General features: G+C 72.8%; 13 protein-coding genes. 9 read left to right on the plus strand and 4 right to left on the minus strand.

Translation table 11 applies throughout. The annotated features are described in order from the left end of the window. The first annotated feature begins 153 nt into the window (after nt 1-153). Nucleotides 154-876: an SGNH/GDSL hydrolase family protein gene (locus ACIQMJ_RS09105; protein ID WP_499760409.1), complete on the plus strand. Its 723-nt coding sequence runs from the start codon at nt 154-156 to the stop codon at nt 874-876. A 10-nt stretch (nt 877-886) separates the two neighbouring features. Here the strand turns inward: ACIQMJ_RS09105 and ACIQMJ_RS09110 are convergent, their stop codons facing one another. The 3 genes from ACIQMJ_RS09110 to ACIQMJ_RS09120 form a co-directional block, all read right to left on the minus strand. Beyond that, entirely contained in the window at nt 887-1141 is a 255-nt protein-coding gene (locus ACIQMJ_RS09110; protein WP_499760410.1) for a response regulator transcription factor, read from the minus strand. 98 nt (nt 1142-1239) lie between these two features. Continuing rightward, on the minus strand, nt 1240-2190 hold the full coding sequence (locus ACIQMJ_RS09115; protein WP_499760411.1) for an amidohydrolase family protein: 951 nt from the start codon (nt 2188-2190) through the stop codon (nt 1240-1242). Continuing rightward, nucleotides 2190-2678 (minus strand): cupin domain-containing protein, encoded by a 489-nt coding sequence (locus ACIQMJ_RS09120; protein WP_499760412.1) that lies wholly within the window; start codon nt 2676-2678, stop codon nt 2190-2192. Before ACIQMJ_RS09120 ends, ACIQMJ_RS09115 begins: the two co-directional genes overlap by 1 nt. A gap of 184 nt (nt 2679-2862) precedes the next feature. Between ACIQMJ_RS09120 and ACIQMJ_RS09125 the strand changes: the two genes are divergently transcribed. From ACIQMJ_RS09125 to ACIQMJ_RS09135, 3 genes are all read left to right on the plus strand, one after another. Then, nucleotides 2863-4473 carry an FAD-binding oxidoreductase gene (locus ACIQMJ_RS09125; protein ID WP_499760413.1) on the plus strand — a complete coding sequence of 537 codons (1611 nt, stop codon included), beginning with the start codon at nt 2863-2865 and terminating at the stop codon, nt 4471-4473. Between the two features lie 19 nt (nt 4474-4492). Further along, nucleotides 4493-5722: an FAD-dependent monooxygenase gene (locus tag ACIQMJ_RS09130; RefSeq protein WP_499760414.1), complete on the plus strand. Its 1230-nt coding sequence runs from the start codon at nt 4493-4495 to the stop codon at nt 5720-5722. A gap of 404 nt (nt 5723-6126) precedes the next feature. Beyond that, nucleotides 6127-7299 (plus strand): IS701 family transposase, encoded by a 1173-nt coding sequence (locus ACIQMJ_RS09135; protein WP_499760415.1) that lies wholly within the window; start codon nt 6127-6129, stop codon nt 7297-7299. A gap of 244 nt (nt 7300-7543) precedes the next feature. Here the strand turns inward: ACIQMJ_RS09135 and ACIQMJ_RS09140 are convergent, their stop codons facing one another. Continuing rightward, on the minus strand, nt 7544-7879 hold the full coding sequence (locus ACIQMJ_RS09140; protein WP_499760416.1) for an ArsR/SmtB family transcription factor: 336 nt from the start codon (nt 7877-7879) through the stop codon (nt 7544-7546). Nucleotides 7880-8014: 135 nt separating this feature from the next. Here ACIQMJ_RS09140 and ACIQMJ_RS09145 point away from each other — a divergent pair, with 135 nt between their 5' ends. The 5 genes from ACIQMJ_RS09145 (at nt 8015) to ACIQMJ_RS09165 (ending at nt 14131) form a co-directional block, all read left to right on the plus strand. After that, entirely contained in the window at nt 8015-9442 is a 1428-nt protein-coding gene (locus tag ACIQMJ_RS09145; RefSeq protein WP_499760417.1) for an MFS transporter, read from the plus strand. Between the two features lie 187 nt (nt 9443-9629). Further along, entirely contained in the window at nt 9630-10802 is a 1173-nt protein-coding gene (locus ACIQMJ_RS09150; protein WP_499760418.1) for a 3-deoxy-7-phosphoheptulonate synthase, read from the plus strand. A 1-nt stretch (nt 10803) separates the two neighbouring features. After that, nucleotides 10804-11559 carry a 2,3-dihydro-2,3-dihydroxybenzoate dehydrogenase gene (gene dhbA / locus ACIQMJ_RS09155; RefSeq protein ID WP_499760419.1) on the plus strand — a complete coding sequence of 252 codons (756 nt, stop codon included), beginning with the start codon at nt 10804-10806 and terminating at the stop codon, nt 11557-11559. Between the two features lie 47 nt (nt 11560-11606). Beyond that, nucleotides 11607-12254: an isochorismatase family protein gene (locus ACIQMJ_RS09160; RefSeq protein WP_499760420.1), complete on the plus strand. Its 648-nt coding sequence runs from the start codon at nt 11607-11609 to the stop codon at nt 12252-12254. Further along, the gene (locus ACIQMJ_RS09165) at nt 12251-14131 is read left to right on the plus strand and encodes an anthranilate synthase family protein (RefSeq protein ID WP_499760421.1); all 1881 of its coding nucleotides are present in this window, start codon (nt 12251-12253) and stop codon (nt 14129-14131) included. Before ACIQMJ_RS09160 ends, ACIQMJ_RS09165 begins: the two co-directional genes overlap by 4 nt. Nucleotides 14132-14163 lie beyond the last annotated feature (32 nt).

A 14163-nucleotide genomic window follows, 5' to 3' on the forward strand; every position in this document is an offset into this window, starting at 1 on the left:
CGGCGCCCGCGCCACCCGTCCGGTGGCTTCCTGCTCATTCCCGCCTCACCGGCACGCAGGAGCGGTACCGTGCGCACCGCGTGACCGAGACCGGGGAGGCACCGCCATGCACCGATCGTCGACGACCCGCCGCACCGAACCGGAGGTCGTGTCGTGAGCACCGGGAAGACCACTCGCCGCCGGCTGCTGACCGCGGGCGCGGTCGCGGTCGGCTCGACGTTGCTGACCGCGCCGGAGGCGTTCGCCGACGGCTACGGCTCCGGCGCGCTGGGTCCGTGGGAGAACTCGTCCAAGGCGATCTCGACCCTCACCCAGATCAGGCCGGTGCTCGACACCGACGGGCTGTTCATGTTCGGCGACAGCATCTCGGTGCAGGACGGCTACTCCCTGGCCCAGCGGCTGAACAGCCGGACCGGCGACGTCATCGCCGTGCACAACTGGTCCGGCCGGCCGACCGCGCCCGCCGTCGACGCGCTGGCGCAGTGGGCCCAGACCTACGGCCTGCCCGGCCGCGTCCTGATGGCCACCGGGTCCAACGACATCTTCACGCCGCCGGTGTTCGCCGCCCAGGTCGAGCGCGTGATGGACATCGTCGGCCCGGGCCGGCGGGTGTACTGGGTGAACGTGCAGGTCGCCCGCACCAGCCAGACCGCCGCCGTGCAGCTGGCCGACCAGCGCAACAGCGCGTGGATCAACCTCCAGCTCGCCGACGCCCAGCGGGCGCACCCGAACCTGCGCATCATCCGCTGGGCCGAGTTCCTGGCCGCGAAGCCGACCCGGCTCACGGCGTACCTGCGCGACGGCGTGCACACCACCGAGCCGCTGGGCCAGGACGCCCGCAACGAGCTCATCGTGCAGGCGATCGAGGCGGGCTGACCCGACCGGGTCAGGCGTCGACCACCGCGGCGTGGCCGCGGGAGAGGACCTCCCTGGTCAGCTCCACGCGGCTGCGCACGCGCAGCTTGCCGAACACGCGGCGCAGGTGGGTGTCCACCGTGTGCGGGGAGATGGCCAACCGGCGGGCCACCGCCCGGTTGGTCAACCCCAGCACGACCAGCCCGGCCACGCGCGCCTCGGCGGGCGTCAGGCTGGTCCAGCCGCCGGTCGTGTCGGGTCCGGTCGATCCCCGCGTGTTCGACATCCGGGCTCCCCCTGGTCACTGATGGCCTGGTGCCACTGTGTGCCGGTGGGGTCGGGCGGGTCAACGAACCCGTCGTGGAGTTCGTGACAACCCGCGGATTAAGTCACAATCCGCGCGCGCAACGTCGGGAACAGGTCCAGCGCGTTCCCGCTCGCCACCCGGGATCGCTGCGCGTCGGTCCACCCGGGGTGACCGGCGAAGCCCGCGACGTTCTCCTCGGTGTGCCAGTCCGGCATGAACGGGTAGTCGCTGCCGAACAGCACGTGGTCCGCGCCCGCCAGCTCGGTCAGCGCGGGCAGCGCGTGCGGGGTGGCCGACATGGCGATGTCGTAGTGCAGGCGGCCCAACGACGCGAGCACGTCGAGCGGCGGCTTGCCGCGCAGGTAGGCGCCGATCGTCGGGCCGTAGGTGAGCCTCTTGGCCAGGAACGGCAGCGTGCCGCCCGCGTGCGACAGGATCAGCCGCAGATCCGGCAGCCGGTCCAGCACGCCGCCGAACAGCAGGCTCACCGCGGTGCGGGTGGTCTCGAAGGTGAACTCGTACAGCGACGGCGGCAGGCCGAACGTGGCCAGGTCCCGGGCGGGCGGCGCGGCCGGGTGCACGTGGACCGCGGTGCCGCGGTCGGCGATCTCGGCGAGCAGCGGCTCGAACTCCGGCGCGCCCAGGTACTCCCCCCGGTAGCTGGTGAGCACGTTGACGCCGTCGAGGCCGAGCTGGTCCACCGCGTAGGACAGCTCGTCCCTCGCGGCGGCGACGTCCGGCAGGGGCAGCACGGCGAACGCGCCGAAGCGGGTCGGGTGCGCCGCGACGAGCTCGGCGAAGTACTCGTTGACCTGCCTGGCCAGCTTCGGCGCGTCGACCGGTCCGGCGAACGAGACGCCGGGCGCGGTGATCGACAGCAGCGCGGCGGTGATGCCGTTGCGGTCCATCACCTCCAGGCTCCGGTCGGGCTCCCACGTGGGGTAGTCGACGCCGGGGATCGGGTCGATGCCGCGCAACGCGTCGCGGTACACCGGCGGAATGGCGTGGTGGTGCACGTCGATCAGCATCAGACGTACCTCTCCCCGTACTTGGGCGCGAGCCGGATCGCGTTCTCCCGGTCGATCGCGTACTGCTCCGGCGGTGGCGGCGGCGCGCCGTCGTCGGCCGAGACGCCCATCTCCAGGAAGAACCGCTCCTTGCCGGCGGGCAGGAACATCAGCAGCATCCGGCAGTCCTCGGTGAAGGCGTTGGTGAACGAGTGCGTGACGCCGCGCGGGACGTAGATGAACGCGCCCGGCTCGGCGACCACCGTCTCCTCGCCGGTGAACAGCTCCAACCGGCCGTCGATCACGTAGAACAGCTCGTCCTCGTGGTAGTGGACGTGCTTGGGCGGCCCACCGCCCGCGGGCACGACGGCCTCCACCAACCCGAACGCCGGGCCCGTGTTGTGCAGGCCCGACTTGAGCGTGTAGCGGTCGCCGAACACCCACCTGCTCGGCCCCGCACCGGGTGGCACGTGCACCGCGGCCTTCAGCTGATCCGACGTGAAACTCACCGTGCTCCCATCGCGTTGCGGTCACCGACGAACCCCACAGTGCCCCTCGTCGCGCTCACCGCGAATCACGAGAACACGTGATGCCGGGCGGCCCGCGACCGCGGTGATACTCGACGCCTCCCGGGACGAGAGGGCTTTTAGGAACATGTCTGAAGAAACTGGGCGTGAGTTATCCCGCAGGCGCGTGCTGACGGGTTCGGCGAGCGTCGCCCTGGCCGGGGCGGTGACCGGCTCGGTGGCCGGCGCCCTGGCCGCGGGTGGCGTCGCGACGGCCGAGGAGGTGTCGGGCCGCATCGGGAAGCCGACCGTGACGCCCGACGACCCGAGGTACGCGCAGCTGATCACCGGCAACAACTCCCGGTGGACGGCGCGACCCGAGGCGATCCAGCTGGTGGGCGGGACGAACGACGTGGTGGCCGCGGTGCAGGGCGCGGTGCGGGCGGGCAAGCGGATCTCCATCCGCGGTGGCGGGCACTGCTTCGAGGACTTCGTGTACCACCCGGAGGTCCAGGTGGTCATCGACATGTCCCGCATGGACCGGGTGTACTGGGACGCCGCGATGGGCGCGTTCGCGGTCGAGGGCGGCGCGCTGCTGCTCGACGTGTACGACCGCCTGTTCAAGGAGTGGGGCGTCACGCTGCCCGGCGGCATGTGCTACTCGGTGGGCATCGGCGGCCACGTCAGCGGCGGCGGGTACGGCCTGCTCTCCCGCGTGCACGGCCTGACCGTGGACCACCTGCACGCCGTCGAGGTCGTCACGGTCGACCGGTCGGGCGTGGCCAGGGCGGTGATCGCGACCCGTGACCCGAACGACCCCAACCACGACCTGTGGTGGGGCAACACCGGTGGCGGCGGCGGCAACTTCGGCGTCATCACGCGGTACTGGTTCCGCTCGCCGGGCGCGACCGGGACCACCCCGTCCGACCTGCTGGTCAAGCCGCCGGCGGAGGTGATCGTCAGCGTCGTGCAGTTCCCGTGGAGCTCCATCGACCGCACCGCGTTCACCCGGCTCGTGCACAACTACGGCGCGTGGCACGAGGCAAACGGCGCGCCCGGCGGCGCGAACATCGGCCTGAGCAGCTTCTTCTCCCTGTACCACCGCTCCAACGGCAACCTGGTGATGCTGACCGTGCAGGACGCGTCGGTGCCGAACTCGGCGGCGCTGTTGCAGGACTACCTGTCCGCGATCACCGCCGGCACCTCGGTGGTCCCGTCCCCCGCCTCGACGCCGCGGCGGTTGCCGTGGTTGGCCGCCACGCGGTTGCTCGGCACCAGCAACCCGGTGCTGACCAACCCGACGCTGCGCGGCGCGCACAAGTCCACGTACATGCGCAAGAACTTCCCCGCCGCGCACATCGCCGCGCTCCACAAGCACCTCACGCGGGCCGACTACGCCAACCCGATGGCCATGGTGACGATGCTGTCGTTCGGCGGCAACATCAACCGCGTGCGCGAGAACGCGACCGCGAACGGCCAGCGCGACTCCACGTTCAAGCTGCTCTACCAGGTGTTCTGGACCGAGCAGGCGGAGGACGCGCAGCACATCGCGTGGCTGCGCGACCTCTACCGCGAGGTCTACGCCGACACCGGCGGCGTGCCGGTGTCCAACGCGATCACCGACGGCTGCTACGTCAACTACCCGGACGGCGACCTGCGCGACCCGGCGCAGAACACGTCCGGCGTGCCGTGGTCCACCTTGTACTACAAGGGGAATTACCCCAGGCTGCGACAGGTCAAGGCGAGGTGGGACCCGCGCGACGTGTTCCGCCACTCCCAGTCGATCGAACTGCCGTGAGGCGGGGCGCGGAGGAACGATGTCACGTGTGATCGTCGCCGGGGGCGGCATCGGCGGCTTGGCCACCGCGCTCGCGGTGGCCGACCGCGGCCACCGGGTCGTGGTGCTGGAGCGCAGGTCCGAGTTCACCGAGCTGGGCGCGGGCATCCAGTTGGCGCCGAACGCGTTCCTCGCGCTGGACCGGCTGGGCGTCGCCGAGGCCGTGCTCGACCGGGCGGTGCACGTCGACGCCCTGCGCTTCATGGACGCCGTCACCGGCGAGCAGGTCGCCGCGCTGCCGGTGCTCGGCGAGTACCGCGCGCGCTTCGGCAACCCGTACGCGGTCGTGCACCGCAACGACCTGTACGCCCCGCTGCTGGCGCGGTGCCGCGCGCACCGCGGCGTGGAGCTGCGGGTGGACAGCCCGGTCGTCGGCTATGAGCAGGACGGTGACGGCGTGGACGCGGTGCTGGCCGACGGTGGGCGGGTGCGCGGCGACGCCTTGGTGGGTGCGGACGGGCTGCGCTCGGCCGTGCGGGCGCAGCTCGTGAGCGACGGCGAGCCGCGGGTGTCCGGGCACACCATCTACCGCTCGGTCATCCCGATGGAGACGGTGCCCGCGCGGCTGCGGTCGGACTCGGTGACGCTGTGGGCCGGTCCGCGCTGGCACTTCGTGCACTACCCGATCGACGGTGGCCGCTCGTTGAACGTGGCCATCACCCGCGACAACGGCGCGACCGAGGTCGTCGTGGGCGTGCCGGTGGAGCACGAGCGGGTGCTCGCCGAGTTCGCCGACGCCGCGCCGGTGATCCGGGCGCTGCTCGCGCTCGGGCGGGACTGGCGCAGCTGGGTGCTGTGCGACCGCGACCCGGTCGACCGGTGGGCCGACGGCCGGGTGGTGCTGCTCGGCGACGCGGCGCACCCGATGTTGCAGTACGCCGCGCAGGGGGCCTGCATGGCGCTGGAGGACGCGGTGCACCTGGGCGACCTGCTGACTGACGGCGAGCCGGCCGCCGCGTTCGCGGCGTTCGTCGGGGACCGGCGCGAGCGCACGGCGGCCGCGCAGCTCCTGGCCAGGGCCATGGGCACCCGGCTGTACCACCCCTCGGGCGAGGCCGCGCAGCGGCGCAACGCGATGCTCGGCGGGTGGTCGACCGACGAGCTGCACGAGAAGATCGCCTGGCTGCACGGCGCGACCCGGTTCGGCGCCTCGTCGGGCACACCCGAATCCCTCGTCGCGGCGCGGCGCGTGGAAGCATCCGCCGGGTGAAGAAACGGTCGGTCGCCGTATTGTCACACTCGGCGACCGACCGACTCTTTACAAAGGAATATTCCACGCCGACTCCGCGCACTCCTACGCTATTTGCCCGTATTGACGGCCTACTCGGTCAATTGGCGTGATTGCGCAGACGTTGGCCAATTCCCTGCGGTCGTGGCATCATGAGCGACATCGACCGGTGGCCGGCGCAGGGGGCAGTCACGCTGGGAGAACTCCTTACCTGAGCACGTTTCGCACCGGTCAGTGGATCGAGCGCGGCGCGTGGCCGTCGAGGGGGCGGCCGCCATTGGCTGTGCGCGCAGCGCCACCACGCACGCCGGGCCGCGCCGACTCCGGTTATTTCGCCGGGACGGCGCGCCCGAACAGGTCGACAACGCCGCTGTGGGGAGCCGAAAATGAGCAATGCGCACGTGACGAGACACGCGGAGCTGGATCGGGAGTGGCTGGCCGAGGACGCCGCGGAGCTGTGCGAACGGGTATTCGCGTCGTTGGCGAGGCGGAGCCAGCGCCGCGCGGGGGAGCTGTACGTCCGCGGTCTGCTCGCCGCGGAGGGCCGCAAGTCGATGCGCAACCTCGCGTCCCAGTTCGGCAGGCCCGCGGCCGAGCAGAGCCTGCACCACTTCGTCAGCAACTCGCCGTGGGACTGGCAGCAGGTGCGGCGGGCGTTGGCCGAGCACCTGGACCGCACGGTCAAGCCGATCGCCTGGGTGGTGGACTCGATGGCGATCACGAAGTCCGGCCGGCACTCGGTCGGCGTGCAGAACGCCTTCGTGCAGCACCTGGGCCGGGTCGCCAACAGCCAGCACGCCTACGGCGTCTGGCTGGCCTCCGAGCACACGAGCTACCCCGTCAACTGGCGGCTCGCCCTGCCCGACAGCTGGCTGAACGACCCGGTGCGCCGGCGCCAGGCCGCGATCCCGGCGCACCTGTCGTCGACCACGCCCGGTTCGTGCAAGCTCAACGCCGCGCTGGAGGTGGCCGAGGGCTGGGACGTCCAGCCGCGGCCGTTGGTGCTGGACGCGCGCGAGGCGGACGCCGAGGCCCTGATCGCCCAGCTGCGCATGCGCGAGGTGTCGTTCGTGATGCGGGTCGACGCGTCGGTGAACGTGGTGGCGGACCTGGCGGACAACCGGCGGGTCCGCACGGCGCTGCGCTCGCTGCGGCCCGCGCTGCACCCGTTGCGGCGACCCGTGGTGCTCGACCCGTCGCACCGGTTCCGGCTGTGCGCGACCATGGACGTGACGATGCCCGGTGACACGGCGCGACCGGGTCGCCTGGTGCTGCTGGCGGTGTGGCCGCCGGACGGCAACGGCCTGCCGCAGCTGTGGCTGTCGGACCTGACCGACACGTCGAGCGCGGGGCTGCTGCGGTTGACCCGCCAGCTCGACCGGGTGCGCCAGGACGTGGCGGAGGTCAGCTCGCAGGTGGGCATCGAGGACTTCACCGGCCGCTCGTTCGCGGGCTGGCACCGGCACATCACGCTGGTGTCGGTCGCGCACGCGATCCTGATGCCCGCCAACGCGGACTTCCGGATGCCGGAGATGCTGGTCGCCGGCCGGTCGTCCTAGCCGACGCCCCGAGGCGGCGGCACCGCCGGAACGCCGAGGTGCCGCCGCCGCGGGGCATGGCCGGGGTGACAGCAGCCCTGGGCACGGCTTGGGTGACCGCCACCCTCGGACCTGGTCCCGTCGACCGCAGCGCCGGGCGCGCCGTGGTGGTCGCAGCCAGGCGTGATCGGGATGGCGATGGCCGCCGGGTGTGGGGCGGTTCGCTGTTGCGTGCGGCGGCGGGCCGCCCCCGGTGCCGCCCGGGTCAGCGGGCGTCGACGAGCTCGGCCGGGTCGGCAGGCGTGTACGAGGACAGGATGGCGTCGATCAGCCCCGGGAACCGGGCGTCCAGGTCCTCCCGCCGCAGCGACAGCAGCAGCGTCCGACCCGAGGCGCGCTGGTTGATGACACCGCTCTCCCGCAACACCCGCCAGTGGTGCGTCAGCGTCGACTTCGACACGCCGTCCACGATCGCGCCGCACGGGTACTCCCCGCCCTCCGCGAGCACCTGGAGCACGTTCATCCGCAACGGGTGGCCGAGCGCGGTGAGCACGGCCTCCAGCCGGATCTGGTCGCGGGTCGGGTGGTGGGGTTCGGACACGGTGACGAGTGTACGCGTACAGACGAAATGACAAACCCTGGCGAGCGGTTTGACAGCGGGGCGCGACTGTACGAGCATCCACGTACATTCCAACTGTACGTATAGTGACGTACGGTGCCCACGACAAGGAGCGCCATGCCCACCGCCCCGCCCCAGGCTCGACGGCTCGGCCCGGCCCTGCTGCTGCTCGGGTTCGCGCAGCTGATCATCACCGTGGACTTCAACATCGTCTACGTCGCGCTGCCGGACATCGGCGACTCCCTCGGCTTCAGCGCCCAGACCCTGCAATGGGTGATCAGCGCGTACGCCGTCGCGTTCGGCGGCCTGCTCGTGCTCGGCGGCCGGGCGGCCGACCTGCTCGGCAGGCGCCGGATGTTCGTGCTGGCGCTGACCGTCTACGCCGTCGCCTCCCTGCTCGGCGGCCTCGCGCCCAACACCGGCGTGATGATCGCCGCGCGCGCGTTGCAGGGCCTGGGCGGCGCGCTGCTGTTCCCGGCCACCCTCTCGCTGGTCAACACGATGTTCGCGGAGGGCAAGGAGCGCAACCGGGCGCTCGCGGTGTGGAGCGCCTGCGGCGCCAGCGGCCTGTGCCTCGGCTCGCTGCTCGGCGGCCTGCTCACCGACGCGTTCGGCTGGACGTCGGTGTTCTACGTCAACGTGCCGCTGGCCGGGCTCGCCGCGCTGGTCGCGTTCGCGCTCATCCCCCGCGACCCGGCCCGCGAGCGGGGTCGCACGTTCGACCTCCCGGGCGCGGTCACCGCGACCCTGGGCGTGACGCTGCTGGTGTTCGTGCTGGTGCAGGGTCCGGAGTCCGGCTGGACCTCGCCGGAGGTGCTGATCAGCCTGGTGCTGTCGGTCGTCCTGCTGGTCGCGTTCGCGCTCATCGAGGGCCGCAGCCGCGACCCGCTGATGCCGCTGCGCCTGTTCACCAACCGCAGCCTCAGCACCGCCATGTCCATCGCGTTCGTCTTCGGCGCGACCTACAGCACCGTGCCGTACTTCCTGACCGTGTTCTTCCAGACCGTGCACGGCTACGACGCACTTCAGACGGGCCTGGCGTTCCTGGTGCCCGCGCTGCTGATCGCGGTCGGCACGCAGATCAGCGGTCGCATGGCGGGCAAGGTCGACATGCGGGTCATCCTGGTGCTGGGCATGTCGATCGGCATCCTCGGCACCGCCGCCATCGCCTACGGCATGAGCGACGCGGGCGGCTCGTACCTCGCCGTGCTGCCCGGCTTCGCCCTCTACGGCATCGGCCAGGGCATCACGTGGACCGGCATGTGGATCGCCGCCGCGTCCGGGGTCGCGGGCGGCGAGCAGGGCATCGCCTCGGCGATGACGTCCACCGCGATGCAGGTCGGCACCGCCGTCGGTCTCGCCGTGCTGGTGGCCATCGCCAACCCCGGCGCGATCGGCTTCACCACCCACACCCTCCAGTCCGCGGTGTACGTCGCGGCGATCGGCATCGTGCTCGGCATCCTGGTGAGCTTCGCGCTGCGCAAGCCGCGAACCGCGGACCGGACCGCCGCCGCGGGAGCGGAGCCGGTGGCCGTCGTCGACTGACGCCGGCACGTGACCGACACCGGGGAGCGGGCCCGCGGGCCCGCTCCCCGGTGCTGCGCGGAGGGCGAATTCCCCGCTGTCCCAACGTTGTGACACATTCGAACCGTCCGTGACGAAGTGGATCGCGGATCCGCCCGGTTCGCCGCGATCGCACCCCGCGGTCACGCAGGCTCGGTACATGGACTTGATGGATCGTGTGGGAGCGCTGCCGGGCGAAGAGATCCGGTGCCGCCGATCGCTGCCCGCCGCGCACCAACCCGCTTGGGACGCGCGGGCCGCCGCCGAGGTGGGCGCGGCGCTGGCCGGGATGCCCGGTCTGGTCGAGGTCGGGGAGGTGCGGCGGCTCGGCGCGCTGCTGGCCGAGGTGGCCGCGGGCCGGGCCCAGGTCGTGCAGGCGGGCGACTGCGCCGAGGACCCGGCCGAGTGCGGCCCCGGCGACCTGGCCCGCAAGGTGGGTCTGCTGGACGCGGTCGCGGCGGCGATGACGGCCGACGCGGGCGTGCCGGTGGTCCGCGTCGGCCGGTTCGCGGGCCAGTTCGCCAAACCCCGGTCCACCCCGGTGGAACGGGTCAACGGCGTGGAGGTGCCCGTCTACGCGGGCCACATGGTCAACAGCCCGGAGCCCGACCCCGAGCTGCGGCGGCCCGACCCGAACCGGATGCTCACCTGCTACACCGCGTCCGGCTCGGCGTTGGCGTTCCTGCGCGGCCACGCGGACGACCGGGCCGTGTGGTCGAGCCACGAGGCGCTGGTGCTCGACTACGAGCTCGCGATGCTGCGGCGCGACGGCGACGGCGACACCGTGCTCAGCTCGACCCACTGGCCGTGGATCGGGGAGCGCACGCGCCGGCCCGACGGCGCGCACGTGGACCTGCTGGCGTCGGTGGTGAACCCGGTGGCGTGCAAGGTCGGCCCGACTGCGTCCACCGACGACCTGCTCGCGCTGTGCGCCCGGCTCGACCCGCACCGCACGCCGGGCAGGCTCGCGCTGATCGCCCGGATGGGCGCGGACGTCGTGGCCGACCGATTACCCGCCCTGGTGGCCGCCGTGCGCGCGCAGGGCCACCCGGTGATCTGGCTGTGCGACCCGATGCACGCCAACACGGTCACCAACGCCGACGGCCTCAAGAGCCGCCTGCTGACCACGATCACCCGCGAGGTCCGGTCGTTCCGCGACGCGGTCGCCGGCGCGGGCGGGGTCGCGGGCGGCCTGCACCTGGAGACCACGCCCGACGACGTCACCGAGTGCGCGGCCGACGAGACCGGGCTGGCCGACGTCGGCGCCAAGTACACGACGTTGTGCGACCCGCGGCTCAACCCCGGGCAAGCCGTCGCGGTCGCCGCGGTCTGGGGGGAGTGACGTGTTCCACGACAACACGGCGGTGGTCACGGGCGCGGCCGGCGGCATCGGCGCGGCCATCGTGCGGGCGCTGGTCGAGCAGGGCGTGTCGGTCGCCGCGGTCGACGTGGCGTCGGACGGCCTGGCGAAGCTGGAGGGCGACCTGGTGACGGCGTACGCGGCCGACGTGGCCGACAGCGCGGCGGTCGCGGCGCTGGTCGAGGACGTCGAGGCGCGGTTGGGCCCGATCGGCGCGCTGGTGAACGCGGCGGGCGTGCTGCGGACCGGCCGGGCGCACCTGCTCACCGACGACGACTGGGCGACCACGTTCGCGGTCAACAGCACGGGCGTGTTCAACCTGTGCCGGGCGGTGGCGGCCCGGATGATCCCCCGGCGCGGCGGCGCGATCGTGACGGTCGCGTCGAACGCGGCGGGCATCGCGCGGATGGACATGGCGGCCTACGCGGCGTCCAAGGCCGCGGCGACCAGCTTCACCCGGTGCCTCGGGCTGGAGCTGGCCGAGCACGGCATCCGCTGCAACGTCGTCGCGCCCGGCTCGACCCACACCCCGATGCTGACCGGCCTGTGGGACGACGGCGACGCGGTCCGCGCCTCGGTGGAGGGCGTGCCCTCGGCGTTCCGGACCGGCATCCCGCTCGGCAAGGTCGCGCAGCCGTCCGACGTGGCCGACGCGGTGCTCTACGTGCTGTCCGACCGCGCGTCCCACATCACCATGCAGACGCTCACCGTCGACGGCGGCGCGGCGCTCGGCGCGTGACCGCGCCGTCGTCACCCGCCGCCCGACGAGGAAGGTGCGGCCATCCCATGCCCATCCCGACGATCGACGCCTATCCCATGCCCACCGCGGCCGGGGCGGACGGCCCGCTGCGGTGGGTGGTCGACCCGGAGCGGACCATCCTGCTCATCCACGACATGCAGCGCTACTTCGTCGCGCCCTTCCCGGCGGGCGAGGAACCGGTGGTCTCCCTGGTGGCCAACATCGCCGCGCTGCGCGAGCGGTGCGCCGCGCTCGGCGTACCGGTCGCCTACACCGCGCAGCCCGGCAGCATGACGCCCGCGCAGCGCGGCCTGCTCACCGACCTGTGGGGCCCCGGCATGACGGTGTCCGAGGCCGACCGCGCGGTGGTGGACGAGCTCGCGCCGGGCGAGCACGACACGGTGTTCACCAAGTGGCGCTACAGCGCGTTCTTCAACTCCGGGCTCAAGGAGTTCCTGCGGGAACGCGGCCGTGACCAGATCGTCGTGTGCGGCGTCTACGCCCACGTCGGCGTGCTCATGACGTGCCTGGACGCGTTCAGCTCCGACATCCGGCCGTTCCTGGTGACCGACGCCGTCGCGGACTTCTCCGAGGCGCACCACCGGATGGCCGTCACCTACGCCGCCGGGACGTGCGCGCTGACCACGTCCACCAAGGAGGTCTTGCAGATGCTGTCGACGGGAGCCGACTCGTGACCGGCGCCGACCTGCTGGACCGGCTGCTGGCCGGGCACGCCGGCGCCTACGCCCTGCTGCACCGGCCCCGGTCGACCGGTTCCGGGCACGTCGAGGTGTTCGCGGGCCCGCTGACCGAGCACGACCGGTTGGCCGAGCTGTCCGTCCACGAGGGACGGGTGCTGGCGCTGCTGCCCTACCGGCAGATCACCGAGCGCGGCTTCGCGTGCGCGGACGACGGTTCCCCGCTGCTGGCGATGGCGGTGTCCGAGCAGGCCGTGCTGCCGCTGGGCGACGTGCTCGACCGGCTGCCGGACGCCCCGATCGAGCTCACCGGCGGGCACTTCGACCTCGACGACGACGGGTACGCCGACGTCGTCCGCTCCGTGCTGGCGGACGAGATCGGGCACGGCGTCGGCGCGAACTTCGTGGTGAAGCGGTCGTACCTGGTCGACATCGCGGACTACTCCCCCGCGTCCGCGCTGACCCTGTTCCGCCGCCTGGTGACCCGCGAGCCGGGCGCGTACTGGACGTTCCTGGTGCACACCGGGACGCGCACGTTCGTCGGCGCGAGCCCCGAGCGGCACGTCACCCTCGACCGCGGCCGGGTGGTGATGAACCCGATCAGCGGTACCTACCGGTACCCGGCGACCGGTCCCGAGCTGGACGGCGTGCTGCGGTTCCTGGCCGACGGCAAGGAGGTGGACGAGCTGCACATGGTGCTGGACGAGGAGCTGAAGATGATGGCCCGGGTGTGCGGCGCGGGCGGGCGCGTCATCGGCCCGTTCCTCAAGGAGATGGGCGACCTCGCGCACACCGAGTACCTGATCGAGGGCCGCACGGCGATGGACGCGGGGGACGTGCTGCGGGAGACGCTGCTCGCGCCGACCGTCACCGGCAGCCCGCTGGAGAGCGCCTGCGAGGTGATCAGCCGCTACGAGCCCGCCGGGCGCGGCTACTACAGCGGCGTGGTGGCGCTGATCGGTCCGGACCCGGCCGGCGGGCGGTCGGTCGACTCGGCGATCCTCATCCGCACCGCCGACATCGACGCCTCCGGCCGGGTGGCCGTCGGGGTCGGCGCGACGTTGGTGCGGCACTCGGACCCGGCGTCGGAGGTGGCCGAGACGCGGGTGAAGGCGGCGGGCCTGCTGGCCGCGCTGACCGGGTCGGCGACGTCGGCGGCACCGTCGGACGGCGCGGGGTTGAGCGCCCTGCGGCCGGTGGTGGACGCGCTGGCCCGGCGGAACGAGCCGCTGGCCCGGTTCTGGTCGCAGCCGGCGGACCGGCGGGCCCGGCCGCGCGCGGGGATCGCGGGCAGGCGGGTGCTGGTGGTCGACGCCGAGGACACGTTCACGTCGATGATCGACGTGCAGCTGCGGTCGCTCGGGCTGGAGGTCGTGGTGCGGCGCTACGACGCGGAGCACGCGGTCGACGACGCGGACCTCGTGGTGCTCGGCCCCGGTCCCGGCGACCCGCGCGACCGGGCGCACCCGAAGATCGCGCACCTGGCCGCGGCGGTGCGGCGGCTGCTGGGCGAGCGGCGGCCGTTCCTGGCGGTGTGCCTGAGCCACCAGGTGCTCAGCGCCCACCTCGGCCTGCCGCTGCTGCGCCGGGACCTGCCGCACCAGGGCGTGCAGCGGGAGATCGACCTGTTCGGCCGGAGCAGGCACGTCGGGTTCTACAACACGTTCGCGGCCCGGCACGGCGGCGGCGCGCTGCCACTCGGCGATGGCGCGGTCGAGGTCAGCCGCGACCCGTCGACCGGCCAGGTGCACGCGCTGCGGGGCCCCGGCTTCGCCTCGACCCAGTTCCACCCGGAGTCGATCCTCACCCGGGACGGCCCGGACATCCTGGCCGACCTGGTCGCGCCGCTGCTGACGGCGGCGGTGGCGAGGTGACGGGCGGTCGGGACCACGACAGCGGCGGCGAT

The sequence above is a fragment of the Actinosynnema sp. NPDC091369 genome, assembly GCF_044757065.1.
In the GTDB taxonomy this organism is placed as follows: Bacteria; Actinomycetota; Actinomycetes; order Mycobacteriales; family Pseudonocardiaceae; genus Actinosynnema.